This window comes from Kitasatospora sp. NPDC088134 (assembly GCF_044741705.1).
In the GTDB taxonomy this organism is placed as follows: domain Bacteria; phylum Actinomycetota; class Actinomycetes; order Streptomycetales; family Streptomycetaceae; genus Kitasatospora.
Genome location: NZ_JBIUTD010000004.1, coordinates 237264 through 261788, shown reverse-complemented (window position 1 = coordinate 261788; position 24525 = coordinate 237264). Strand labels below are relative to the sequence as shown.

20 protein-coding genes and 1 pseudogene are annotated in these 24525 nt (G+C 71.2%); 12 read left to right on the top strand and 9 right to left on the bottom strand.

Annotated features, from left to right (window positions below; translation table 11 throughout):
- Nucleotides 1-67: 67 nt before the first annotated feature.
- Nucleotides 68-436 carry a hypothetical protein gene (locus ACIOHG_RS09055; RefSeq protein ID WP_400947288.1) on the bottom strand — a complete coding sequence of 123 codons (369 nt, stop codon included), beginning with the start codon at nt 434-436 and terminating at the stop codon, nt 68-70.
- A 409-nt stretch (nt 437-845) separates the two neighbouring features.
- Here ACIOHG_RS09055 and ACIOHG_RS09050 point away from each other — a divergent pair, with 409 nt between their 5' ends.
- The 6 genes and pseudogenes from ACIOHG_RS09050 to ACIOHG_RS09025 all read left to right on the top strand — a co-directional run bounded on the left by ACIOHG_RS09050 (nt 846) and on the right by ACIOHG_RS09025 (nt 12838).
- Nucleotides 846-8720, top strand: coding sequence for a ricin-type beta-trefoil lectin domain protein (locus ACIOHG_RS09050; RefSeq protein ID WP_400947285.1), 7875 nt, complete (start codon nt 846-848; stop codon nt 8718-8720).
- Between the two features lie 86 nt (nt 8721-8806).
- A complete protein-coding gene (locus ACIOHG_RS09045) occupies nt 8807-9079 on the top strand; it encodes a hypothetical protein (RefSeq protein WP_400947283.1) in 273 nt (90 codons plus the stop codon).
- 221 nt (nt 9080-9300) lie between these two features.
- Nucleotides 9301-10125 carry a tetratricopeptide repeat protein gene (locus tag ACIOHG_RS09040; RefSeq protein ID WP_400947281.1) on the top strand — a complete coding sequence of 275 codons (825 nt, stop codon included), beginning with the start codon at nt 9301-9303 and terminating at the stop codon, nt 10123-10125.
- A 209-nt stretch (nt 10126-10334) separates the two neighbouring features.
- On the top strand, nt 10335-11228 hold the full coding sequence (locus ACIOHG_RS09035) for a hypothetical protein (protein WP_400947280.1): 894 nt from the start codon (nt 10335-10337) through the stop codon (nt 11226-11228).
- Between the two features lie 55 nt (nt 11229-11283).
- Nucleotides 11284-11751, top strand: coding sequence for a hypothetical protein (locus ACIOHG_RS09030; protein ID WP_400947277.1), 468 nt, complete (start codon nt 11284-11286; stop codon nt 11749-11751).
- Between the two features lie 92 nt (nt 11752-11843).
- Nucleotides 11844-12838: pseudogene (locus tag ACIOHG_RS09025) on the top strand (IS5 family transposase).
- 19 nt (nt 12839-12857) lie between these two features.
- Here ACIOHG_RS09025 and ACIOHG_RS09020 read toward each other — a convergent pair.
- On the bottom strand, nt 12858-13676 hold the full coding sequence (locus tag ACIOHG_RS09020) for a hypothetical protein (protein ID WP_400947274.1): 819 nt from the start codon (nt 13674-13676) through the stop codon (nt 12858-12860).
- A gap of 301 nt (nt 13677-13977) precedes the next feature.
- Entirely contained in the window at nt 13978-14739 is a 762-nt protein-coding gene (locus ACIOHG_RS09015; RefSeq protein ID WP_400947271.1) for a GntR family transcriptional regulator, read from the bottom strand.
- 167 nt (nt 14740-14906) lie between these two features.
- On the opposite strand from ACIOHG_RS09015, the gene ACIOHG_RS09010 reads away from it, so the two are divergent.
- On the top strand, nt 14907-15440 hold the full coding sequence (locus ACIOHG_RS09010) for an ATP-binding protein (RefSeq protein ID WP_400947269.1): 534 nt from the start codon (nt 14907-14909) through the stop codon (nt 15438-15440).
- 55 nt (nt 15441-15495) lie between these two features.
- Here ACIOHG_RS09010 and ACIOHG_RS09005 read toward each other — a convergent pair whose 3' ends face one another.
- The 3 genes from ACIOHG_RS09005 to ACIOHG_RS08995 form a co-directional block, all read right to left on the bottom strand.
- Nucleotides 15496-16524, bottom strand: a complete 1029-nt coding sequence (locus tag ACIOHG_RS09005; protein ID WP_400947267.1) for an N-acetylglucosamine kinase — start codon at nt 16522-16524, stop codon at nt 15496-15498.
- Entirely contained in the window at nt 16521-17276 is a 756-nt protein-coding gene (locus tag ACIOHG_RS09000) for a sugar isomerase domain-containing protein (protein ID WP_400947265.1), read from the bottom strand. The genes ACIOHG_RS09005 and ACIOHG_RS09000 overlap by 4 nt, the downstream gene beginning before the upstream one ends.
- Before the next feature lie 121 nt (nt 17277-17397).
- Nucleotides 17398-18483, bottom strand: coding sequence for an SMI1/KNR4 family protein (locus ACIOHG_RS08995; RefSeq protein ID WP_400947262.1), 1086 nt, complete (start codon nt 18481-18483; stop codon nt 17398-17400).
- A gap of 75 nt (nt 18484-18558) precedes the next feature.
- Here ACIOHG_RS08995 and ACIOHG_RS08990 point away from each other — a divergent pair, with 75 nt between their 5' ends.
- Nucleotides 18559-19137 carry a DUF4291 domain-containing protein gene (locus ACIOHG_RS08990; protein ID WP_400947259.1) on the top strand — a complete coding sequence of 193 codons (579 nt, stop codon included), beginning with the start codon at nt 18559-18561 and terminating at the stop codon, nt 19135-19137.
- Between the two features lie 9 nt (nt 19138-19146).
- Here the strand turns inward: ACIOHG_RS08990 and ACIOHG_RS08985 are convergent, their stop codons facing one another.
- Together ACIOHG_RS08985 and ACIOHG_RS08980 are read right to left on the bottom strand one after the other, a co-directional pair.
- Nucleotides 19147-20802, bottom strand: a complete 1656-nt coding sequence (locus ACIOHG_RS08985; RefSeq protein ID WP_400947257.1) for an RICIN domain-containing protein — start codon at nt 20800-20802, stop codon at nt 19147-19149.
- Between the two features lie 246 nt (nt 20803-21048).
- Nucleotides 21049-21288 (bottom strand): chaplin, encoded by a 240-nt coding sequence (locus tag ACIOHG_RS08980; RefSeq protein ID WP_400947254.1) that lies wholly within the window; start codon nt 21286-21288, stop codon nt 21049-21051.
- A 546-nt stretch (nt 21289-21834) separates the two neighbouring features.
- On the opposite strand from ACIOHG_RS08980, the gene ACIOHG_RS08975 reads away from it, so the two are divergent.
- The 3 genes from ACIOHG_RS08975 to ACIOHG_RS08965 all read left to right on the top strand — a co-directional run bounded on the left by ACIOHG_RS08975 (nt 21835) and on the right by ACIOHG_RS08965 (nt 22978).
- Nucleotides 21835-22077: a chaplin gene (locus tag ACIOHG_RS08975; protein WP_400708048.1), complete on the top strand. Its 243-nt coding sequence runs from the start codon at nt 21835-21837 to the stop codon at nt 22075-22077.
- Nucleotides 22078-22163: 86 nt separating this feature from the next.
- Nucleotides 22164-22439: a chaplin gene (locus ACIOHG_RS08970; protein WP_400947251.1), complete on the top strand. Its 276-nt coding sequence runs from the start codon at nt 22164-22166 to the stop codon at nt 22437-22439.
- 155 nt (nt 22440-22594) lie between these two features.
- Nucleotides 22595-22978, top strand: a complete 384-nt coding sequence (locus ACIOHG_RS08965) for a hypothetical protein (RefSeq protein ID WP_400947248.1) — start codon at nt 22595-22597, stop codon at nt 22976-22978.
- A gap of 109 nt (nt 22979-23087) precedes the next feature.
- Here the strand turns inward: ACIOHG_RS08965 and ACIOHG_RS08960 are convergent, their stop codons facing one another.
- Nucleotides 23088-23795, bottom strand: coding sequence for a hypothetical protein (locus ACIOHG_RS08960; RefSeq protein WP_400947245.1), 708 nt, complete (start codon nt 23793-23795; stop codon nt 23088-23090).
- Between the two features lie 245 nt (nt 23796-24040).
- Between ACIOHG_RS08960 and ACIOHG_RS08955 the strand changes: the two genes are divergently transcribed.
- Nucleotides 24041-24385 (top strand): rodlet layer protein, encoded by a 345-nt coding sequence (locus tag ACIOHG_RS08955; RefSeq protein WP_400947243.1) that lies wholly within the window; start codon nt 24041-24043, stop codon nt 24383-24385.
- Nucleotides 24386-24525 lie beyond the last annotated feature (140 nt).

Below are 24525 nucleotides of genomic sequence, written 5' to 3'. Positions count from 1 at the left end.
AAGTCGCGGTCCGTGGGACGGAGAGGGGCAGAGGTGGAGGCGGCCGCGCTTGGCATTCCGCAAGAATTCATGACGCGATCTCGGTGATCGTTCCCGGTGGGGTGTACCCGATGTGACGATGCGCCCGTTCGCGCCGGTGCGGGCAACAAGCCGTATGGCGACGGGCTGCGATCCCGGATCGGGCCGCTGCCGCCGGCGCGGCCGCCAGGCCCGCGTCCGCTGGACGACCGGTTGTGCCCGCAGGGAATCCCGGAACGCTATCGGCCCCGGCAAGCTCCGCCACGTCGTCGAGCAGGCCTTTGCCCGACTCCGCCGGTTCAAACGCCTTGCCGTCCGCCGGGAGAAACACCTCGACCTCCACAATGCCTTCGCTCCACCCACCTGCGCACTCATCCGCCGACGACGCCTCGACCGGTCGGCCCAGTGATTGCGCCATGAGACCGCAGTTGACGAGACGTCAGTTCCCCCCGTCCGGGCGGCGGGTAGGTCGACATCGGCCTGAAGTGGCGACCTTGCAGGCCAAGGCCGAGCCGGAGAGCCCGTTGATGCGTCGATATGTCTCGATTTGCGAACCCTGGCGCGACCCGAATGCCTGAATCATGCAACATATACGGTTGGCGACCGAATTGTCTTCTATGCAATTAGATGTCGTCGATTGCGACCATCCCAAGGAAGATCGTCGCCAAATTGATATCGGCGACCACTGGACACATCGACGGCGCATGCGATCTTTAGTTTTTTGCACAGTCTTTGTGTTTGCTGTGCAATAAATTAAGACTTCCTGGGGAGTGACGTTGCAACGGAAGTTCCTGGCCTCACGCGTGTTCGCGGGTGGGGCCTTCACCATGCGCAGGACACGGCGGATAGCCGTGCTCGCTGCGCTCGGTCTGCTGGTGGAGAGCGGGGTGGCGCTGGACGCGCTGACCGCCGTTCCCGCCGCGGCCGCGGAGCCCGCAAGCTCTGCGCCACCCGCCAAGTCCTCGGCCACGGAGGCGCCGGACGAGGCGTCGGCGCTGATGGCGGCGCGGTTGAACAAGCGCCGGATCGAGGTGACCGGAGCGCGGACGGAGACGTCGACGCTGTGGGCGAACCCGGACGGCACACTGAGCCAGGAGATGGCCGCCGGTCCGATCCGGATGAGGGTCGGCGAGGCGTGGGTGCCGATCGACACCACGCTGGTGGAGACGGGTGACGGAAAGGTCGCTCCGAAGGTGCACCCGGAGGGCCTGGTGTTCTCCGGCGGCGATGCGAGGGTGACGGTCGGGGACGCGCTGCCGACTGCTGCTCCGGTCGCCGCACCGAGCGGATCGGCGGCACCGGAGGCCTCGGCCTCTCCGTCCTCAGCGGTCTCTCCGTCTCCGTCGGCCACGGTGTCCGCGAGTGCTTCGCCGTCCGCCTCGCCCACCGCGTCCACGTCGCCCGGCGCCTCGGCATCTGCGTCGGCGGACGAGCGTGCGTCACGCTCCCTGTCCCGCCTGGTCGTTCCCGCTGCCGACCCGGCTCCGGCGCCGTCTGCCGCGCCGGTCGAGCAGGAGTTGGTGAGGGTCGGCCACGGTGACGCGCAGGTGGAGCTGGGCTGGCAGGGCAAGCTGCCGAAGCCGAAGCTGTCCGGCAACACCGCCACGTATGTGGATGCCCGTCCGGGTGTGGACCTGGTGCTGGAGGCGACCCGGACCGGCTTCGAGCAGTACCTGGTCGTGAAGGACCGAGGCGCGGTCTCGCAGGCCGGCACCCTCACGATGCCGCTGGACACCACCGGTTACAAGGTGGAGCGGCAGGAGGACGGTTCGATCCACCTCACCGATGCGGCCGGCGGCAAGCCGACCGTGCGGATCCCGGCGCCGGTGATGTGGGACGCCGCGGTGGACGAGAAGTCCGGTGAGCACCTGCACCGCGGCGCGGTGTCGATGGAGCTGAAGGGCGAGGGCGCGGACGCGGAGCTGGTGTTCACCCCGGACGCCGCGTTCCTGGCCGACCCGGCGACGCAGTTCCCGGTGACCGTGGACCCGGTGGTCGACGTCGGCACGAACTTCGACACCTTCGTGCAGAGCGACTACACCTCCGACCAGTCCGGCTCGACCGAGCTGAAGATCGGCACGTACAACGGCGGTGCGGTCAAGGCCCGTTCCTTCCTGCACTTCCCCGGCGGCGGCTTCAACGGGAAGCAGATCCTCGGTGCCAAGCTGTACCTGGCGAACTTCCACTCCTACTCCTGCACGCCGAAGGACTGGGAGGTGTGGGCCGCCCAGTACGCGAGTACCAGCAGCCGCTGGGGCAACCAGCCCGGCCTGATCTCCCGCTACGCGGTCTCGAACGAGACGCGGGATGTCGCCGGCGACGGCGACGGCTACGACTGCTACGGCAGCGACGGCACCTACTGGGCGGGTGCGGACGTCACCAACCTGGTCCGGGACTGGGCCGGGATGGGCGCGGGCACCTACGCGCTCGGCCTGAAGGCCTCGAACGAGAACGACTCGTACAGCTGGAAGCGCTTCGAGTCCTCCGAGGGCGCGCACTCGCCGTACCTGTCGATCACGTACAACTCGGTTCCGCCGACCCCGTCGACGGTCGACGTGCTGCCCTCGCAGCAGGGCAACCCGCGCTACACCTCCTCCGCCAACCCGGTCTTCCAGGTGCTGGCCAGCGACCCCGACGGCGGCCCCGTCGGCGCGGACTTCGACCTCTACCGGGACGGCACGTTCGTCAAGCGGGTCTACAAGGAGGGCCCGAACGGCACCTACCTGCAGGTCCGCCCGACCGACTTCGGGCTGACCCGCCTGGACGAAGGCGTGTCGTACTCGATCGGCTCCCGTCTGTGGGACGGCCGGGTCAACTCCGGTTGGACGCCCAGCGTCACCGTCATCGCCGACACCGCCAAGCCCGGCGCGCCGTCCGTGTCCTCCGCGTCGTACCCGGCCGACGGACTGTGGCACGGCGCTGCGGGGCAGGCCGGCACGTTCACCTTCACCCCGGCCACCGGGGTGAGCGACCAGATCGCGTTCGTCTACAGCCTCGACGGCGCCGCCGCGGTCAACGTCGACGCCACCGGCACGGCGAACGCGACCATCACCCCGTCCGCGGACGGCCGCCACACGCTGAAGGTCCAGTCGAAGGACCGGGCGGGCAACCTGTCCGACCCGGCCTCGTACGCCTTCTCGGTCGGCCAGGCCGGCCTGGTCTCGCCGGTGGACGGCACCCAGTCCGCCAAGCGCGTCAAGCTGCAGGTCGACGCGCAGACCCAGTACAAGCGGGTGGTCTACCAGTACCGGCGCGGCCCCGGGGCGACCGAGTACAACGTGCCGCTCGCCAACCTGACCAAGGCCGACAACACCCCCGTCACCGACCCCAAGCCGCTGCTCGCCGACCTCGGCCCGCACGCCAACTGGACGGTCGTCGACACCCTCGGCAACGTCGGCGGCGTGGTCCAGATCCGCGCCCTGCTCTTCCCGCAGGACGGCTCCGGCACCGGCTACGCCACGGCCTGGAACACCATCACCGTCGACCGCAACGCCGACGGCGCCGCCGGCACGGGCGTCGGCCCGGGCTCGGTCAACCTGCTCACCGGCGACTACTCCGTCAACGTCACCGACGCGAACGAGTTCGGGGCCTCGGTGGCCCGCTCCTCCTCCTCGCGCGACCTCGCGCGCGGCTGGCAGCCGCAAGGCGAGCGCCTGATGCCCAATCAGCGCCAACTCACCTACGACACCAACGGCTACACGGCTGGTCAGAACACCCTGGAGCGCTCCACCGCGCGCGGCCACGACAACTCCACCGACTCGCTGCGGATCGTCCCCACCGGCCAGGACTCCTACGCCGCCATCGGTGACAACTCGATGGCCCTGGGCATGAAGCCGGGCAGGACCTACCGGCTCACCGGCTGGATCTACGTCCCCGCCGCCACCGGCCTCGGCCCCGACTACACCGACCGCGGCCTGCGCCTGGTCGGCTTCACCCGCACCGCGGCCGGCTACACCCAGATCGCGTCCAACAAGGCGTCCTTCACCGACGGCTGGCAGCAGCTGACCGTCGACCTGGCCGTCCCGCAGGGCGCCACCGAGGCGTTCTTCCGCCTCTACAACGGCTTCTCCGCCTCCGGCAAGGAAGTCTTCTTCGACGACCTGTCGCTGAAGGAGATCGTCGCCCCGTTCGGCCCGCAGTGGTCCGGCGGCCCCGACGCCGGCACCGGCTCCGACTACCGCTCACTGTCCTTCCCCGAGTCCGACCTCGCCGAGATCAAGCTCAACGACGACTCCTCGGTGACCTTCGCCAAGGGCGCCGACGGCAGCTTCTTCCCCGAGCCCGGCGCCGAGTCGCTCACCCTGACCGCCCAGCCCGGCGCGTCCGGCCCGATCACCACCCCGACCACCGGCCGCTGCCTGGACGTCAACGGCGGCAACACTGCCAACGGCGCCGCCGTCCAGACCTGGGACTGCAACGCCTCCGATCCGCAGAAGTGGACCCTGGCCGACGACGGCTCGCTCCGGGCGTTCGGCAAGTGCCTGGACGTCCCGAACGGCTCCACCGCCGACTATGTCAAGCTGGCCATCTGGGACTGCAACGGCGGCGGCAACCAGAAGTGGGAGCTGCGCCCCGACGGCAGTCTGATGAACGCCAACTCCGGCAAGTGCCTGGACGCTCCGGACTCCGGCGGTCAGGGCACCCAGGTCACCCAGCACTGGTGCCACGGCGGCCCGAACCAGAAGTGGAACCCGGCCAACACCGGCACCACCTACACCCTGACCGGCCTGGACGGCTCCGCCACCGTCTTCGCCCGCGGCTCCGGGACCGACCAGTTCCAGGTCCGCAGCGAGAGCGGCCCCGAAGCCGCGTCCACCACCCGCTACGTCTACGACGTCACGGACGGCCGGGTGCTGCCCAAGCGCGCGGTGCCCGCCGTCGAGCCGGGCGTGGACGACGCCAACAAGTGCACCGTGGACCCGCTGCCGCGCGGCTGCGAGGCAATGGACTACGAGTACGCGGTCACCACCACGGCGACCGCCGGGACCCCCGGTGACTTCACCGACCGGATCCGCGCGGTGAAGGCCTGGTCCTGGAACCCGGCCACGTCCAAGCAGGAGGCCGTCGAGGTCGCCCGCTACCTGTACGACGAGCAGGGCCGACTGGTGCAGGTCTGGGACCCGCGCCTGGCGCAACCGCTGAAGACCTCGTACGCGTACGACGCGGCGGGCCGGGTCACCCGGATCGCGCCCGCGGGCGAGCTGCCGTGGGACTTCGACTACGGCACGGCGGCCGGCGACCCGGACGCCGGGCGGCTCCTGAAGGCCCGCCGGGGCACCCTCGCCGCGGGTTCGAAGGACCAGGTCAACGGCGAGATCGCCACCAAGGTGGTCTACGGCGTTCCGCTGACCCGCGGCGCGGGCGGCCCGTACGACCTGTCCGGCGCGGACGTCGCGCAATGGGCGCAGACCGACGCCCCCACCGACGCCACCGCCGTGTTCGGGCCGGAGGACGAGCCGGGCACCCATACCGCGACGGCCACCGCCCCGGGCAAGGACGGCTACAAGCCGGCCGTGCTGCACTACCTCAACGCCTCCGGCAACGAGGTCAACACCGCCACCCCGTCGGTCGTCGACAAGGGCGACATCGACACCAGCGAGTACGACCGCTACGGCCACGTCGTGCGCACCCTGGACGCGACCAACCGCGCCATCGCGCTGGGCACCCACCCGGACGCCGCACGGTTCACCGCCGAGCTCAGCCTGCCCGCGGCCTCCGCGGACCGGGCCCGGCTGCTCGACACCCGCACCACCTACACCGCCGACGGCCTCGACGTCCTGGAGACCCTCGGTCCGCTCTACCGCGCCACCCTCGCCGAGAACGTCGCCGGCTCCACCAACCCCGCGACCGTCACGGTCGAGGGCGAGGACATGCCGCGCCTGGGCACCACCGCGCAGGTCGCCACCCAGACCGGCGACTCCACCTGGGTCGGCGGCGGAGGCTGGTCCGGCAACGCGCAGGTCATCCTGGTCGGCAGGCAGGCCGGCGACAGCGCCTCGTTCCGGGTGACCGTCCCGGAGAGCGGCCAATACCTGCTCTCCGCCAAGCTGACCAAGGCCGCCGACTACGGCACCGTCAAGTTCGTCCTCGACGGCACCGACGTCACCGGCACCTTCGACGGCTACAACAACGGCGTCACCACCACGCCCTGGTCCGCCGGGTCCCCCGTCCAACTCGCCGGCGGCGACCACCAGTTGGACCTGGTCGTCACCGGCACCAACCCGTCCGCCGTCTCGCCCTACTACCAGGCGGGCATCGACACCCTCACCCTGACCAAGACCACCCTCAACCCGTCCCTGGCCGCCGGAACCCCGGTCCTGGCCCGCGACCACAACACCAACACCTACGACGAGGGCAAGCCCGACGGGCAGGCGTACCACCTGGTCACCACCGCCACCGACGGCGCCCGCATCGACGGCTACGCGCAGGACGCCGAACTGCGGGTCACCAAGACCGGCTACGCCACACCGATCGGCGGCACCTCCGGCTGGACGCTGAAGAAGCCGACGTCGGTCACCACCGACGCCAGCGGTGCGGCGCTCACCAGCACCACTCGCTACGACGCGCAGGGCCGTACCCAGGAGACCCGGGTCCCCGGTTCCACAGCTGCGGACGCCACCACCGTGTTGAGCGTCTACTGGACCGCCGGCGCGAACACCGCCGACGCGGCCTGCGGCAACCACCCCGAGTGGGCGGGGCTGCCGTGCACCAGCGGCCCGGGCGCCGCTATCACCGGCGCGGACTCGGCACGGATGCCGACCACCCTGCCGGTCAAGCGCACCACCCGCTACTCCCGCTTCAACACCCCTGAGGAGACCACCGAGACCAACGCCGGCCAGACCCGCACCACCACCACCGTCTACGACACCGCCGGCCGCACCCTCTCCACCGAGATCACTGGCGGCCTCGGCCCGGCTGTCCCGAAGACGGTCACCGAGTACGACCCGGCCAGCGGTGCAGCGGTGAAGACCACGGCGGGTGGCAAGTCCGTCACCAAGGTCGTCGACCAGCTCGGCCGGACCATCTCGTACACCGACGGCGACGGCGCCACCACGGCCACCGTCTTCGACCGGTACGGCAAGCCGGTGACCGTCACCGACCCGACCGGGACGACGACCTACACCTACGACCGCGCCAAGGAACCCCGCGGCATGGTCACCTCCGTCAACGACAGCAAAGCGGGCGAGTTCACCGCCAAGTACGGACCGGACGGCCAGCTCACCGAGCAGACCTACCCCGGAGGCATCGTCCGCAAGGACACCTTCAACGCCTCCGGCAAGGCCGTCTCCCGCTCCTACATCCGCACCTCGGACAGCTCCGTGATCTGGTCGCAGTCCCAGGACCCGTCCACCCAGGGCCAGTTGGCCAAGGACACCAGTTCCACCGCGACCAAGTCCTACACCTACGACCGTCTCGGCCGCCTCACCAAGGCCGAGCAGACCACCGTCGGCACCGGCTGCACGACCCGGAGCTACACCTACGACACCCACTACAACCGCACCGGCAAGTCCGTCGCGGCCGCCGGCCCGACCGGATCCTGCACCACCGACAACGCGGTCACCGCCGTCCACACCTACGACAGCGCCGACCGGATCACTGATGCCGGCTACCAGTACGACGCGTTCGGCCGCACGGTGAAAACCGCCAGCGGCACGACGAACACCTACTGGAACAACGACCTGGTCGCCTCCCAGGAGACTGCCACCACCCGGCAGACCTGGACCCTCGACCCGGCCGGCCGCCTCGCCTCGACGACTACCGCCACCAAGCAGGGCGACGGCACCTGGGCGAGCGACGCCACCAAGCTCAACCACTACACCGGCAGCGGCGACGAACCGCAGTGGACCATCGAGGACACCGCCACCGGAGCCTGGACCCGCAACATCACCGGCCCCGACGGCAACCTCACCGCCACCGCCACCAACACCGGAGGCATCCAACTCCAACTCACCAACCTCTTCGGCAGCGTCGTCGTCACCACCGACACCGCCCTGACCACCCCGCTCGTCCTCGACCATGACGAGTTCGGCATCCCCTCCACCGGTCAGACGAACGTCCGCTACGGCTGGCTCGGCGGCAAGCAACGCTCCGCCGAAGCACTCGACGGCGTCATCCTCATGGGCGTCCGCCTCTACGACACCGCCGTCGGCCGCTTCCTCTCCGTCGACCCCGTCCACGGAGGCAACGCCAACGCCTACGACTACGTCTACGGCGACCCGACGGACAAGTACGACCTCGACGGCCGAATCTGCTGGAGCTGCGGCTGGAACAAGGCCAAGAAGGCAGTCGCCAACAAGTGGAATGAAACCTCCCGGGATTGGAAGAAGAACTGGAAACACAAGCTCGTGAACCTCGGCGTCGGTGTGGCAAGCGGCTTCCTGATCGGAGCATGTGCTGCCACAATCGCCTGCGGAATGGGCATGGTTGCCGTAGGGTCGGCGGCGATCTTCGCCGGCGGAATGGCTGGACACTACGCCGTTTCCAATAGCGCCGAACGGCGAAGGGGAATGGGGCAGTGGGTCCTTCCCACTCTGTATTCGCAAGCAAAGGGAATGGCCTGCGGATACGGAGGTGGATCCGGATGCCTCGGCGCACTTTTCAGGCCAAAGGCCAGTTCACCGTGGAGTGCGATCAGGGGACTCTCCGCTGCCAGCATGGTCTCTCGCATAAGCCAACTCTGGAAGCATCGCTGGGGATGGTAGCCTGATGCACCCGCGCGCTGCCCTCCCTATCCACAGGGAGGGCAGCGCGCGGGTGCGCAGGAATCAATGGACAGGAGGCTTGAGAAATGAAGAAATCGACGGATCGAAGTCCTTCCGAAGATACCCTTGCGCCCTCTTTTGGAATTGCCCATATCGGACTCTGCGCCACGATCGCAGCCTTGATTTTCATACTTCTGGTGTTCGGGATCGAGGGCGCCGCGATCGTCGCCGGCTGCTTCGCTGCGATTTTCGCCGCAGTCGTGGCCTGGAATCTCGCTCACCACAGGAGCTTTCGAGCCTCGCTGAAGCGAGCATACTTGCATACGTTCGGAATTTGGCAATGGTTCTCCGGATGGTGACCAAAAGTCTCTGTCGACATATTGAGCACTAGTCAGAATTGAGACGTTGTCACGCTGTACTTCGTGCTACTGAACTTGGACTCGTGATATCGGCTCAGGGTCTTGCCGCATCGGGGACGGCTGTCCCCCTGCGGCCTGCCTACGACAAACCGGTGCTCGGCAGCCATGGGGCGAAAGTCGCCGCGAAGTGTTGCAAGACTGCGAACAGCAGCATCCGCGTCTTGTCGGAGAAGACCTCTGCCTGCTTCTCCTCCTCGAAAGCGTGCAGAACCACGGTCGCGGCTGTCGGCCCGGGAGCTGGCCGTGCGGGCGAGGAAGGGCCCCACCCGGAACCAAGCGGCCTCACTGGGCTCGACATGCGTGGCCCGGCCTTCACCCGCACCGGTCCCGGCGGTGCGAGCGCAGTACAGATCGCTGTCGCACTCCCAGGTCGGCAAAGACAGGACGGTGATGCCGCCGCACCCGGCCGCCGCCTGGCGGAACTGCTGGAGGCGCGCGGGGACACGGCGGGCGCGGTCGACGCCTACCGCGCGTTCTCCGCGCAGTCGCCCCACCACGCGGCGGAGCTCGCGCACCTGCCGGCCCGGCACGGGCGCGGGGCCGTGGCGATCGAGTTGCTGCGCCGGCGGCGGACCGCCGAGCTGCTCGGGCGGCCGCTCGCGGAGGCGTCCGAGCCACCGAAGTCCTACGAACCCGAATACCTACCGGTGCCCTGCGTCCTGACGGTTGAGCAGCTGGTGGACTTCCCGTACCCGGAGGAGCTGCCGTCCGAACTGCGAACCCGGCTGGACAAGTTGATCGCGCAGCTCTCCCCCGGCGGCGACCCCGCCACCCGGGTTCCCGGCTGGAAGCTCGGCGGGCGGCCAACCTGGCACCTCAATCATCCGCACACACCCACGTGCGAGTCCTGCGGTCGACGGACGGAACTGCTGCTGACGATCGCCAGTGACGGCGCACCCGGGGTGTGCGTCGAGCGGTCGGGCGAGTTGCGGGTGTTCGGCTACCCCGGCGATCACGCGCACCCACTTGCCTTCGACCTGCACTGACGAGCAGAAGAGGTCACGGTCGGTCAGTTGCGGTCGTCAGCACGCTAGTTGGGCGTTCGGGCGGGACCGGGTTCGACCGTTGGGCGGTCGGGTTCGATCGGGTCGGCGGACGGGTGGTGCGTGTGCTACGTTCCGTCACCGTACGAGAAAAGATTGACCCCGGCAGCGCGCCAACGCTCCGGGGTCCGGCACAGGAGTAAGCCCCTCCCATGCGTATTCATCGTAGCGCCCACCGGCGCGACTTCATCGTGCTGCCGAACGTGACACTCCAGGATCGGCGGCTCTCCTACACCGCGCGCGGACTGCTCGTGGACCTGCTCTCCCGGCCGGACGACTGGCAGGAGGACGGGCGGCGGATGGCCGACAGCAGTCCGCAGGGGCGGGCGGCCGTCCGGAAAGCGCTCAAGGAGCTGACCGAGGCGGGCTATTACGTGGTCGAGACGTCCCGACTGGCGGACGGCACGATCGTCAGCGAGAACCACGTCTTCGACCTGCCGCCGCACGCCCGCACACCGGACGCTCAGCCACCGGGACCCGGTGGCCCGGGAGGCGATGCGCGTGACACCGTTCCAAAGAACCCGGAGAAAGAACCCTCCCTCCCGGCCGCCGAACCGGAGCTTGACGGATCGTCAGCGCATCCGGCTCCGGAAGGTCCGGAAGGGTGGGTCGCGGAGGCCGTCGCCCTGCTGTTCCGGGTGATCCGGCCGGAGCCGCGACTGCGGCTCGGGGCGGCCGAGGCCGAGAGTCTCGCTCCGCTGGTCGCCCAGTGGCTCGAACGCGGCAGCTCCGCCCATGACTTGGCGCACGCCCTGCTCCCCGGCCTGCCCGCCGCACTGCACTCCCCCGTGGCCATCCTCCGCCACCGCCTCACCCGCAAGATGCCACCCGTCCCGGGCCCGGCCGCATCCGTTCGCCCTCCCGAGTGCGCCCGCTGCCACGACCCCGTCCCCCGCCCGGGCATCTGCGGCCCCTGCGCGGGCCTGGGCCGACCGCAACCCGCCACCCGGATCGGCGGTGGCGCCGCCGCCACCGTCCTCGGCGCCGCCCGCGCCAGAGCGGCCCTGCGCGCCACCCGCTCCCCCGGCGCCCCCGCGTTCGGCTGAGCCCGCCGCCACCCGCATGCTTCGCACACAGTTCAATCCCGAGGGGGGATGGCTCGTGGCGATTCGCAAATCGGCGGTCTTCCGGTCGGCCGTCGCACTGAGCGCCGGAGTGGGGGCCGGGCCCTACCTGCTCCTCGCCCTGCTGCTCGCGCTGGACGGGGAGGTCGGGGTCGCATGCACGCTCGCGGCCATCGGCCTGATCACGGGGGTACTCCCCGGACTGGCCACCGGCGCGGCGCTGATCGTCGGCAGACCGGGCACGCCCACCCGCGACTGGCCGCTCCGGGCCGCCCTGGTGACGGGGCCCGTGTTCTTCACGGAGTACATCGTCGTATCGGGGTACGGCGGCCCGGCCTTCGCTGGCGTGGCGTTCTTCGGCACACCCATCGCCATGGCGATCGCCGCCCTGTGGGCCTCCGGCCAGACCAGCGCGGTCGGCGGCTACGCCTGGACCACCTCCGAGGAAGCCACCCGCCTCGCCCTGATCGCCCGGGGCAAGGCCCGCCAACGCGCCCGCTCCTGAAGAACCGGGGAGGGGGCTAGGGCTCGTATTCTGTTGTGATCATTCTGGGAAGTTGCTCTCGCGGCGCGGCCTGATCCGGTAGACCGTGTTCCGTGACGCGAGTGCAACTTTCCGATGCGGAGTGGGAGTTCATCGAGCCGTACCTGCCGATCGGCGAGTACGGTCCGTATCCCGAGGGGCTGCGCCGGCAGTTCGAGGGCGTGATCTGGCACTTCAGGACCGGCAGCCAGTGGCGTGAGACGCCCCGGGAGTTCGGTGCATGGTCGACCGTCCACAACCGGTTCCGACAGTGGAGGGACGCCGGCGTCTTCGAGGCCCTGCTGGAGGGCGCGATCGCGGAAGCCGCCAAGCGCGGCGAGGTGGACTTGTCCCTGGTCAGCGTGGACTCCACCACCGCCCGGGCCCATCAAGACGCTGCCGGGATGCACCTGGAGCCCGATGCCCTGGCCGCCTTGGAGAAAGCCGCCGAGGAGACGGACAGGGCCCGGCAAAAGGGGGCGGCCCGCAGGAACAAGACGGGCACGACGACCCGGAACGGGAAGAGCGGCGGCGCGTCCGACGCCGACGCAAGCTCCGCTTGAGGGCGGCCCTGATCGGACGTTCCAGGGGCGGGCAGACCAGCAAGGTCCACATCGCCGGGGAGCGAAACTGCCGCCCTCTGGCCTTCGTCCTGACCGAGGGCCAGGCCGCCGACAGCCCGCAGTTCATCACCGTGCTGAAGAGGATTCGTGTTCGCGGGCCCGTCGGCCGTCCCCGCACCCGGCCCGACGCGGTCGCCGGAGACAAGGCCTACTCGTCCCGCAGTAACCGCTCTCACCTGCGCAAACGTAGCATCAAGGCCGTCATCCCGGAGAAGGTCGACCAAGCCGCCAACCGCAAGAAGAAGGGCAGCAAGGGCGGTCGGCCCGTCAGTCACGACGCCGAGCTCTACAAGGACCGAAACACCGTCGAACGCCTGATCAACAAGATGAAGGCCTGGCGAGGCATAGCCACGCGCTACGACAAGACCCCGACGAGCTACCTCGCCGGCCTCCACCTTCGAGGCGCGATGATCTGGATCAAGGACCTCACCAGAATCGCCACTTGATCACGACCAAATACGCGCCCTAGGACGGCATGAGACAGCGAGTGGCGACAGTGAGGATGAGCCGGTCGATGGCCGCGCCGCTGCTGACGTCGATGAAGTGACGCCCTTCGTCATGCCTGGCATAGAGGAGCACGTCGGGCTGGTCATGCACCGTCTCGCGGTAGTCGGTGATGGTGAAGCCGTCCTTCTCAAGGCCGGCCTTGATCTTGCGGATGGCCTCCAACTGCTGGGTCCGCGAAAGGGGGCTGGTGACGTCATAGGCGAGGGTGTAGCGGCCGTCCTCAACCACCTCGCCGTTCCTGCCCTCGCAGTTGCTGAAGAAGGGCGTGGCACCGTCCGAGTCCAGGGTGATGCCAGCGCTCTGAGCCATGTACTCGGTCATCGTCCGCGCCCGGGTTTCGGCCTCACTCTTGGCCATGACGGGCAACGGCTCGTTCGGATCGGGACCGTTCATGCACGCACCCAGCAAGAGCGACAGGGGCAGAGCGACGGCGGCTGCCAGAACGCCGTGCCGAAAAGTTCTGCCCGGGGCCGGGTCTGCGCCGGTCTGCCCGCTCACTGGTCCCCCTCTGATCGATGGCACGAACCGCGAGCGTACGGTTGCGGCTCGGCAGGTCGCATCCGTATGAGTACTCAGGTTCAGTGTGCTGCGGCGGCGAGCCGGCCGGCGGGTCTGCGGGAGGGCCATCAGGGCCGGGTCACCAGTCAGCCGGTGGAGATCGAACTGATCGTTGTCGTAAGGGTGTTCCGGGCAGGCGACGACCATCGCCAGATCGATCGCACCGTCCGCGAGCAGGTCGAGCAGGTGCCCCGAGAGTCTCTTGGCGAGGGTCGGCACGATCCCCGGACGGGCCGTCAGGAGAGTCGGCCGGCGTAGCCGGGACGAGCGCGGCGTTGTACTCCATCCAGCAGGCTCACAGCCAGCGGGAACAGTGCGACGCCATGCAGGTCGGCGGTCATGGGCGGCAGGGCGGGCAGCATGGCCAGGGCGGCGGGCCCGCGCGGGGCGGGCGGGTTTCCCACCGGAAGGTCGGAGTTTTCCACAGGGCTGTGGAAAAACAGGCCCTCGGGGGGCGGTTTGTCCACAGGGTGCGCCCCCGTACGAACCGATCCGCCCTCGGGTGCGGAGCCGGCTCGGGTCAGGCGTCGAAGGAGTATTCGAGTATGTAGGAGGCCGAGTCGAGGACCATCTCGTTGACCTCGACCGCCTGGCCGTCCCCGGCGAAAGCGGTGCGGTGCACCAGGAAGACGGGGGTGCCCGGGACCAGCTCCAGCCGCTCGGCCTCCTCGCCGAGCGGCATCCGGGAGCGGATGTGCTCCTGGAAGTGCACCGGCTTGTGGCCGAGTTCGGCGAGCCGGGCGTAGGTGCCGCCCGGGCCGGTGTCCCGGTCGGTGATCCGGCTGCCGGCGACCAGCGCGGCCGGGAGGTAGGACTCGGAGAGCAGGACGGGCTTCCCGTCCAGCACGAAGCGGCGGCTGCGGACGCAGGCGGGCTCGCCCGGCTTCAGGCCCAGGACGGCGGCGATCCGCTCCGGCGCCTCCCGCTCGGTGACGTCGAGCTGGTCGACCGTCAGTTCGCGGCTCGCTATGTCCGCCGACCAGACCGAGGCGCCGCCGCCCCACTGGCGGTCGGAGAGCCGCTGGATGCCGCGCCGGCGTATCGGCCGGAACTCCCGCACGAAGACGCCGACGCCCTTGCGGGACTCCACCGCTCCCTCGGCCTTCAGCACGCCGAGCGCCTGACGGGCCGTCATCCTGGCCACGCCGTACGTCGCCATCAGGTCGTTCTCGCCCGGGAGGCGGTCGCCGGGCCGGTAGCGGCCGGAGTCGATCTCGCCCTTGAGGTCCTCGGCGATCCGCTGGTACTTGGGCTGCGCGCCCCGTGGGTGGCTGTTGTTCATGGCGGCGGACTTCCTTCCCTCTCTAGACATCCTACGCGCGGCAAGGGGCTTGACGCATTGACATCTCTAGAGATTTCAGCTTGTCTAGAGATGTCAGGATCTGACACACCCTCATATCGGCCGCCGAGTCACCCGCTCATCGGAGCGAACCGCGTGAGGAGTCCGCCATGTCCGTCCACCGTCGATGGTTCTCCCTGCCCCGCGAGCCCGCCACGGTCGCCACCGGACGACGCCGGGTGCGCGACCTCCTCACCGCCTGGGGCACCCCACTCGACGAGGACACCCGGTTCGCCCTCGACCTGATCACCTCCGAACTGCTCGGCAACGCCGTCCGCCACGCCAGCGGCCCCGCCGTCACGGTCGGCGTGCACGCCGACCCGCTGCACCGCCGCGCCGTGGTCGAGGTCTACGACTCCTCCCCCGCGCTGCCCGTCACCGGGCCGCCCGCCAGCGACGACGCCGAGTCCGGGCGCGGGCTGCTGCTGGTCACCGAACTCGCCCTCGCCCACGGGGTGGTGCGCAAACGCGGCGGCAAGTGGGTCTGGGCCGAGATCGCCCTGCCGGGCCGGACGGCCGACGGCGACGCCCCGGACGGCGAAGCCCGCCACCGGGGCCGGGCCGGCCGCCGAACCGAGGGACGGGCGAAGGGGTGGGCGGCGGCGCTCGGACGCTTCGCCCCCTGGGCGATGGCCCGCCCCTGACGGAATCCCTGGCGGAGCCCCCGACGGAGCCCCTGCCGGAGCACCTGACGGGGCTTCAGGACTGCCAGGACGTCAGGCGGCGGTGCAGTTCCGGTGTGCCGCGGCCGAGCGAGCGGGCCGCGAGCCAGGCCGCCGCGCCCGCGCCGTTGCCGGCCGGGTGCAGGGTCGCCCCGGGCCAGCGCGCGGCCAGGCGGGGGCGGAGCAGCGCGGCGAGCGGGGTGTCGGTGGTGAGCAGGCCGCCGGCCAGCACCACGGGCAGCGGGGAGTCCGGCTCGCGGATCAGCGCGAGGGTGTCGACCAGGTGGTCGGCCGCCCGGTCGAGCAGGGACAGTGCCACCGGGTCGCCCTTCGCCGCGTGGTCGAGGACGACCGGGGCGAAGCGGGCCAGCTTGGCGGGGGCCTGGGCGTGCGCCGCGGCGATCAGCGCGGACCGCGGCTCGCGGCCCGGGCCACCCTGGCTGCCCTGATCGGGTTCCGGTCCGAGCAGGGCGTCCGCGACCGCCGCCGCCAGGCCGGACAGCCGCAGCGGCGCGCCGTCCAGGGCGTCCAGGGGCAGCAGCCGGTCCACTGCGGTGAGGGTCGCCGAGACCGCCTCGCGGCCCAGCCAGAATCCGGAGCCGCGGTCGCCGAGCAGCCAGCCGTGGCCGTCCGCGGTGCGGCGCAGCCGGTGGTCGCGGAGCTCGGCGGCCACCGCGCCGGTGCCGCTGAGCAGCAGGTGGCCGTCCGGGGCGTCGGTGCCCGCCGCGTGCGCGAGTTCCGCATCGCTGATCAGGGCGGGGAGGACGGTCAGTCCGGTGGCGGGCCACAGGGCGAGCAGTTCCGGCGGGGCGACCAGGCCGCCGGCCAGGCCGATCACCCCGGCCGCCACCCGGGCCGGGTCGAGGTCGGCCAGCGCGGACCGGACCGCGCCGCCGATCTCCCGGACGGCCGCCTCGGCGCCGTGCGCGACCGGGTTGCCGCCGGCGCCGAGCGCGGTGCCGAGGACCCGCCCGTCCAGGTCGGCGACCAGTACCCGGGTGCTGGTGCCGCCCACGTCCAGTCCGAGCACCAGCGGCTCGGGGCAAGGGAATTGACGGTTCGTCATGCCGTGCGGCGGATGCGCCCGGCGTACAGCGCCTCCAGCTTGTTGTTGTGGGCGTCACCGGCCGGGATGTTCGCCGACAGGTAGACCGGCGGGACGCCGCCGGCCTCCTCGATCCGGCGGACCACCTCGGCGACCACCTGCTGGGCGAGCAGCGCGGCGGTGATCGAGGAGATGCCGCACGCCTTGCCGCCGGAGGCCATCGGCAGCACCGCGTCGCCGAACGGGGCGCCGTTGTCCAGCACCACGTCGGCGTAGTCGCGCAGCCGCAGGCCGGAGGGGTGCTTGGGTTCGACGCCCGCGGTGTGCTCGGCCGAGGTGACCACGATCAGCGGGTGCCCGTTCTCCTTGGCCAGCCGGGCGAGTTCGACCACGCAGCCGTTGACGCCGGAGTTGGAGGCGAGCACGAAGACGTCCGCCGGGTGCGGGTCGGTCAGCTCCCAGAGCAGTGCCGCCGATTCGGTGCCGCGCTCCAGTTCGGAACCCGCCAGGATCTCCACCGGGCGGCCGCCGAACAGCACCACGTCGCGCAGCGCGATCCGGTTGCTGGGCACCAGGCCGCCCGCGCGGCCCGCGATCTCCATCGCGAACGCCTCGGAGTGCCCCGTCCCGAACGCCTGGACGACGCCGTCGGCGGCGAGCGCGGCGGTGATCAGCTCGGCGGCCCGGGCGATCTCCCCGGCCTGCGAGGCGCTGACGCGGTCGATGGCGGCATGGGCGGCGGCGACGAAGTCCGCCGCGGAGGGGCTGGGCACCGGGATACCTCCAGGCTGGGCACTGCGGGACGGCTCACATCGTCGGCCCGCGCCACCACCGCTGTCAACGAAAGGACTAGACCAGTCGATCCACCCGGACCGGCCAGGTCACCCGGGCCGGTCAACCCACCCGGACCGGCCGGTCCGCTTCCCGGGGCTCGAACCGGGCGAGCTCGAACGGGTCGTCCTCCGGGTCCAGCCCTGGCAGCCCTTCCACGGACAGCCCGCCGCGCAGCCAGACCGTGAGCACCTCCACCAGGCCACCCGGCAGCGGCACCTCGCCCCGGACGTGCCGGGGCCGGACCACCACCGGCCAGCGCTCCGGGTCCGGCCCGGTCACCCGCCAGCCCAGCCGGTCGTTGTCGATGCTGCAGCCGATCGGCAGGAACCCGCCCGGCTCCGGCCAGCACGGGCCCGGCACCGAGCGGCCGATCCGCCCGGGCAGGCCGGCCAGGTCCTCGGGCGCGTACAGGCCCAGCCACTCCGACCAGTGCCCGGGGCCGTAACTCTCCAGCAGGGCCCGGTAGTCGGACGGCAGCGGGGTGCCGAGCTCCGCGCGCACCCGCGCCCAGTCGGGCTTCCGGACGGCCGTCGACGGCGGCGGGGCCAGCAGCCGCAGCGCGGGCAGCCCGGCCGGGCCGTGCAGGGCGAACTCCCGTTCGGCGGGCGTGAGTTCGCGGGGCGGGGGCGGGGCCCACGGCTCGGGTGCGTCCCAGGTCGGGCCGGCGGTGGCCGGCAGCGGGCCGAGGTGGCCGACCCGGTCCAGCACCACCGTCTCCAGGAACTCGGCCAGGCCGAGGCCGGAGTCCAGCACCGCTTCCGCCCGGGTCGGCCGGGTCGGGTCGCAGAGCACCACCGTCCAGCGCTCCGGGTCCGGGTCGGCGGTGTTCCAGAGCAGGGAGGTCCGCCCGCCGAGGGTGTGCCCCCACGGCAGCAGGCCGCCGGGCTCGGGGTGCAGCCGGACCGGGGCGAAGCCCGCCTCCCGCAGCTCGGTCCGGAGGTCGTGCTTGGCCCACGGCAGCGTGCCGAAGTGCGCCCGGACCGGGCCTCCCAGCACGATGCCGCCCCCGATCAGCACCGAGCCGCGGGCGGCCGACTCCCAGTAGTCGCGCGGCAGTCGGACGCCCAGCCAGGACTCGATCGCCGCCCGGTCCACCGGCAGCAGCGGGCGCGGGTCGTCGAAGCCCAACCGGGCGAGCAGGTCCACGCCCCCCACCCTACGGGCGTCCGCAACCGGAAAAACCGGAGGCGACGAAAGGGAGTGACCGGCCAGGATGCGGGGATGGACGATGTACCGACGCGGCAGGTCAGGGCGCGCTACGACGAGGGGACCGTGACGGTCTATCAGGCGTTCCGGGCGGAGATCGCCGGGCCGGCCGCCGCCGAGGGGCGGTTCCCGGCGGCCTTCGCGCTGGACCGGATGACCTGGGTCAAGCCCTCCTTCCGCTGGCTGATGCACCGCAGCGACTGGGCGCGGGCCGAGGGGCAGGAGCGGGTGCTCGGGGTGGTGATCCGGCGGGAGGGGTTCGACGCGGCGCTGGTGGCGGCGGTGCTGAGCTCGTACAAGCCGGGCGTGCACGCCTCGAAGGCGGACTGGCAGCGGGAGTCGCGCCGCAGCCAGGCCCGGGTGCAGTGGGACCCGGAGCGGGACCTCCACCTGCGGCCGCTGGCGCACCGCTCGCTCCAGCTCGGCCTGCGCGGGGAGCTGGTGCGCCGGTACGCCGGCGACTGGCTGGTCCGGATCGACGATCTGACCGACCTGGCCCGGGAGTTGCACGCGACGCGCGACCCGGCCCTGCTGCCGCCGGAGCGGCCGTACCCGGTGTGCGCGGGTACGGCCGCCCGGTTGGGGATGCGCTGACCGGCCGGGTCAGCCGTGCAGGTAGACGATGCCGAGCTTGGTGAGCTGCCAGTGCTGGGCGGCGGAGCCGTTGTCCGGGGCCAGCTGGACCAGCGGGTTGCCCTGGGCGTCGCTCTGCGGGCCGGCGGTGGCCAGCATGCCGGGGGCCTGGGAGTCGGCGAGCTTGTAGCTGCCGTCGCCGACCGGCTGGAGCAGCCAGTGCTGGTTGGCGCCGCCGTTGCAGCCCCACTGCTCGATCTTGGCGCCGGTCGAGGTGGCGGCCCCGGCCACGTCGAGGCACATGTTGCGGTTGCCGCTGAAGTCGAGCTCGTAGGAGCCGCCGGCCTTGATCTCGAACACGAAGGACTGGTTCAGGCCGCCGGTGGCCGGATAGGTGATGGCGGTCCGGCCGTTGGTGGAGTCGCCGTAGCTGCCGCCGCCGGAGAGGTCGAGCGCCTTGCCGTCGGCCCGGTTGGTGAGCTGGTACCAGGCGCCGTCCTCGGGGGCGTCGGGGAACGGCTTGCCGGGCGTGAGCGCGGTGATCGAGGTGCCGTCCTGCTGGTTGAGCGAGCAGAACGCCTGGGCGAGCGAGGACTGCTGGAAGAACTGGCGCAGGCAGGCGGCCTCGGCCGCGTACCCGGCGACCCGCAGGTGGTACGACTGCCGGACGTTGTTCATGCACAGGCCCGGGATGGAGATCGGGCTGTCGCAGCCGTTGCGGGTCTTCTCGGAGAGGTCGATCACGTCGCCGTTGGTGTACTCGTACGGCGAGCTGGTCCACTCCGCGCAGACCTCGTGGCCGAAGGCGACCCGGCGCTGGTCGAGGTAGCGCACCCCGGGGACGGCGGACGCGGCCTCGCGGAGCGCGTCGCTGAGCGTGGGGACCACCCAGTTGTGGCCCCAGGCGAGGTCCTCGGGGAAGGCCGGACAGCCGTCGGCGACCTTGCCCGCGTAGTCGTTGCGCCGGATGTCGGGCGTGATCGGGTTGAAGTACGACTGGTAGACCAGCTGGTAGGAGTCGTCGGCGTAGCCGGCCTTCCGCATGGTGGTGCGGATGTTGGTCAGCGCGGCCGTCACCTTGGGCTTGACCCCGGCGGCCCGGCGGAGGATCTCGGCGCTGCCGATGGTGTCCCGGCAGCCCTGGGACTTCGGGACCGGGAAGTACTGGGCCAGGCAGTCCATCATGATGCCCGCGAACTCGAAGTCGTCGTTCGCGCCGATCGTGACGACCACCATCTTCACGTCGTACTGGCTCGCGGTGGCGGCGAGTTGGACGTCCTGCTTGGGCTCGCCGAAGTCGCCGCTGCCCGGGCCGGTGACCTTCGCCAGCTCGGGGTCGCTGACCAGGTCGCCGGTCTGGGCACCGGAGCAGGCCAGGTCGATCGGGGTGACGCCGGGGAGCTGGGTCACGAAGATCTCGGACTTCGTGGAGCGGTGGCAGTAGTTGGTGGGGCTGTCGGTGCCGGGGACGTAGTCGTCGTTGGTGTCGGTGCCGGCGCCCTCGCCGGAGATGGCGCTGTCGCCGAGCGCGACGATCGCGGCGGGCTTGGCCGAGGTCGCGGGCGCGGCCGCGGCGCCGGTGGTCAGGCCGCTGCCGAGGCCGAGGGCGGCGAGCAGCGCGGCGGTGGCGAGCAGGGCGGGTGGCCGGCGGCGGCCGAACCGGCCGCGGGGTGAGGTCCTGGACACGCATGACTCCTTGCGAGGGTGGGGGGTTCGCCCGGCGGCTGCCGGGCGGCGCGGAGCATGGCGGAGCACCGGGCGTGGGGGCCCGGAAAACATGAGGCAGGCTCACATGCTAGGTACTGACAGGTAACCCAACAAGGGTCCGGACGTTCAACACTCGGTCAGGAGCCGTACGCACCAAAACAGTTGAGCCGCCGCCCGCACCCCCGGGAGGGGTGGGGCGGCGGCTCGACCGGCCGGAGCGTCGCGTCAGCCGACGTTGGCGCAGGAGTTGCCGAACGCCGGGTTCAGGGCGCCGATGACGTCCACCGAGTTGCCGCAGAGGTTGACCGGGATGTGGACCGGAACCTGGATCTGGTTGCCGGAAATCACACCGGGGGAACCGGCGGCGACACCCTCGGCGCCGCTGCTCGCCATGGCGGAACCCGCACCGGCGGCGACGATGCCCACGACGGCGGCGCCGACCGCGGCAGCCTTCTTGATGCTCATTTGAGTCTCCTCGATGAATCAGGTCTTCCAAGTTGCCGCGCCGGGGGCTACCGGAAGGAAGCACACGGGACGTGCACCAGGCCAACGAAGCGCTTCGGACTGAGTTGCGGACGCCCCCGAACAATCACCCGGGTGGAGTAATCAACGCATTCGGGTGATCGGGGAATCCGCCCGTTTCCCCGACCGCGCCTGCTCGTTCTTCTTGGCGAAACCAGCTCCACGGCGCGCTGGCCCGGCGCCTCCCGGGGCGGCCGCAGCGGCCGGCTCCACCGCAAGAAATGAGACTGCACCATGCGCAAGCTCGTCCGGGGTGCGACCGGCTCCACAGCACCGCCCCGGGCGCGCCACGGCACGACCCGTTCCCGGCCGTGAGGAACAGGTCGTCGGCGCACCACCGATGCGGCACGCGTCGCCCAAGCCACGGGCGACACGCAGGTGTTGAGCCGCGTGAGTGACATTCACGGCGCATCCCGAAAACCGCGGGCGATGATGCGATCGCCCGGCACCCGACCCTCCTGAGTCGGGCAGAACGTGAGGAAGAGAGCTATGCGCAACTTCAAGAAGGCCGCGGTCCTGTCCGTCGCCGCCGCCGGTATGGTCCTCGGCTCGGCCGGCCTGGCCGCCGCCTCCTCCGGCGCCGAGGGCGTCGCCGCCGGCTCCCCCGGCGTGCTCTCCGGCAACCTGATCCAGGTCCCGGTCCACGTCCCGGTCAACGTCTGCGGCAACACCGTCAGCGTCATCGGCCTGCTGAACCCGGCGTTCGGCAACTCCTGCGCCAACGTCGGCTGAACTGCCTGACGCGGCGTTCGCGCCGGGCCGCGCACCCGCGCGGCGCGGTGCATCAACTCCCTGTGTGATCTAGGAGATCAACCCCCATGCAGAACGTGAAGAAGGCCGCCGTCCTCGGCGCCGCCGCTGCCGGCCTCGTCCTGGGTTCGGCCGGTCTGGCCAACGCCTCCGCCGGTGCGGAGGGCGTCACCGCCAACTCCCCCGGTGTGGGCTCCGGCAACGCCGTGCAGGTCCCGGTCCACATCCCGGTCAACCTCTGCGGCAACTCGGTCAACGTGATCGGCCTGCTGAACCCGGCGTTCGGCAACACCTGCGCCAACGTCGACATGCCGCACCACCCGCCGGTCGACGAGGACTGCTGACCGGCCCAGGCCGATCGGTAACCCCGTGCAGACTGCCCCTCGGCTCCGGCCGGGGGGCAGTACGCGTTCCCGCAGTGCCTCGCCCCACCCCTGACCGCACCACGCGTCAGACCCGTCCCACCCGTCCCACCCGTCACACCTGTGAGGAATGGCCGATGTCCCGGAAGACCACCGGCGCCGTGGCCGCGCTCGGCGCCGCGATGCTGCTCGGCGGCGTCACCGCGCAGGCCGCGCACGCCCAGACCGAAGGGCTCGGCGCGCTGCCCGTGCCCACCACCCACCTGCAGAACACCGACGCCCAGCAGGCCCTCGGCAGCACCACCGGCGCGCTCGGCTACGCGGTCGCCCCGGTGAAGGACCTGCGGCTCGACCCCTGGGCCGGGTCCTCCGCCGACGTGTTCGACAACGGCGTCGCGGTCGTCCCCGACAACGGCCTCGGGCCGGTCGGCACCGCCCCGCTCACCTCGCCGCTGTCCGGCGGGGGCGGCGCCAAGGACCTGCCGGTGGCGGGGCCGCTGCTCGGCGGGCTGCCGCTCTGAGCGCACCGCCGGGCCAGTAACGCCGACGCGCCAGTAACGCCGCCACCACACGGCGCGGCCCGGACCCCCGCGGGGGTCCGGGCCGTTCGCGGCGTTCGTCGACGGCGCGTCAGAACTGGGACTGCTCCAGCGAACCGGTCAGGGTCTCCACCGGGGCCGCCTGGTTCAGCATCTCGCCGGTGGTCGCGGTGGTGGTGCCGACCAGGTTCCGGGCCGAGTCGGTGAGCGAGATCTGGTCCTGCTCGCCGCCCAGCGAGGCCTTCGCCCCCGGCACCGCCTGGACCGGGGCGGTCACCAGGTGCGGGTCCACCTTGTCCAGGCTCAGCGCGGCGTCCGCCACCCGGCCGCCCTCGCCCTCGGCGAAGGACACCGGGTGGCCCAGGCCGACCGCCGGACCGCCCAGGTTCAGCGGGGCCGCCGGGGCGTCCAGGCCCAGGGTGCCCAGCTCGGCGCCGTGGTCCACCTCGGGCAGCGGCAGCGCCGCGGCCAGCGACGGGCCGGCCTTGCCGCCGTTGAGCGCGGGCAGCACGTGGTCCGGGATCGGCTGGTTCGGGTCCGCGTTGGTCTCGGTCGGCGGCATCAGCGGCGAGGTGGGGATGCCGCCGTGGACCTCGCCGCCGTCCGGCAGCAGCGGGAGCGGGGCGGTCGCGGCGCTGAGCGGGATGCTGAACGGCACCTCCCGGGTGGCCAGGCCGTCCTCGATCGCGGCCACCTCCGCCGGGGTCTTCGGGGCCGCCTGGGAGACGCCCTGCGCCGCCGCCACGCCGGCGCCGACCGCCAGCAGCAGGGCGCCGGTCGCCCGCTTGGAGAGCTTCATGGTGTTCGCCGTTCGTTCGGTTTCTCGGTTCTGATACTTGGTGGGCAACCTGGCGAACGAGCCACCTCCCGCACGGATAGCGGGAGTTAACCGGAACGGCTTAATGATCCGACCGGCACACGGGGAAACCGGTGATCCTTCACGAATTTCCTCCGCACCCCGTAACTTTCCGAGTCGCCGTTCTTTGATCCCGACGACGACGGGGCAGCACCCCTCGAACGGTATTCCAGAGAGGTATCTCCACCATGCTGAAGAAGACTTTCGCTGGCATCGGCCTGGCCGCCGCCGCGCTGGCCGCGGTGTCCACCCCCGCCGTCGCGATCGGCAACGCGGACGGTTCGGCCGGCTCGATCCAGGGCAACGGCGGCACCAACGCCACCGGCACCTGGGGCAACCACAGCCCCAACTTCCACTTCGCCGACAACCCGAACATCTGCCTCCCCGAGATCCACAACATCGGCGTCGGCGTGCTGGGCGTGGCCGTTCCGGTCGAGCTGGCCGCGCTCAACAACCAGCCCAAGCAGACCTGCGTGGTCGGCCAGGGCACCGTCGGCAGCGGCGACGGCGGCGTCTCCCACCTGATCGGCTGACGCACCGTCACTGTCGGGCGCGGGGCCCCACGCCCCGCGCGGCACCATCCGCCCGCTCCGTTCCCCCGGTAGGGCGGAAAGTCCCGGTGCGCGCCACGCGCCGGGCGCTGCTCCACTCCATCAGATCCGAAAAGGAAATC

Coding starts and splice junctions, on each gene's coding strand:
- ACIOHG_RS08955 (WP_400947243.1), top strand. CDS start 24,041: ATGCTGAAGAAGACTTTCGCTGGCATCGGCCTGGCCGCCGCCGCGCTG.
- ACIOHG_RS08975 (WP_400708048.1), top strand. CDS start 21,835: ATGCGCAACTTCAAGAAGGCCGCGGTCCTGTCCGTCGCCGCCGCCGGT.
- ACIOHG_RS09010 (WP_400947269.1), top strand. CDS start 14,907: ATGTCCGTCCACCGTCGATGGTTCTCCCTGCCCCGCGAGCCCGCCACG.
- ACIOHG_RS08990 (WP_400947259.1), top strand. CDS start 18,559: ATGGACGATGTACCGACGCGGCAGGTCAGGGCGCGCTACGACGAGGGG.
- ACIOHG_RS08980 (WP_400947254.1), bottom strand. CDS start 21,288: ATGAGCATCAAGAAGGCTGCCGCGGTCGGCGCCGCCGTCGTGGGCATC.
- ACIOHG_RS09035 (WP_400947280.1), top strand. CDS start 10,335: ATGCGTATTCATCGTAGCGCCCACCGGCGCGACTTCATCGTGCTGCCG.
- ACIOHG_RS09055 (WP_400947288.1), bottom strand. CDS start 436: ATGGCGCAATCACTGGGCCGACCGGTCGAGGCGTCGTCGGCGGATGAG.
- ACIOHG_RS08960 (WP_400947245.1), bottom strand. CDS start 23,795: ATGAAGCTCTCCAAGCGGGCGACCGGCGCCCTGCTGCTGGCGGTCGGC.
- ACIOHG_RS08965 (WP_400947248.1), top strand. CDS start 22,595: ATGTCCCGGAAGACCACCGGCGCCGTGGCCGCGCTCGGCGCCGCGATG.
- ACIOHG_RS09005 (WP_400947267.1), bottom strand. CDS start 16,524: ATGACGAACCGTCAATTCCCTTGCCCCGAGCCGCTGGTGCTCGGACTG.
- ACIOHG_RS09045 (WP_400947283.1), top strand. CDS start 8,807: ATGAAGAAATCGACGGATCGAAGTCCTTCCGAAGATACCCTTGCGCCC.
- ACIOHG_RS08970 (WP_400947251.1), top strand. CDS start 22,164: ATGCAGAACGTGAAGAAGGCCGCCGTCCTCGGCGCCGCCGCTGCCGGC.
- ACIOHG_RS09015 (WP_400947271.1), bottom strand. CDS start 14,739: ATGAACAACAGCCACCCACGGGGCGCGCAGCCCAAGTACCAGCGGATC.
- ACIOHG_RS09050 (WP_400947285.1), top strand. CDS start 846: ATGCGCAGGACACGGCGGATAGCCGTGCTCGCTGCGCTCGGTCTGCTG.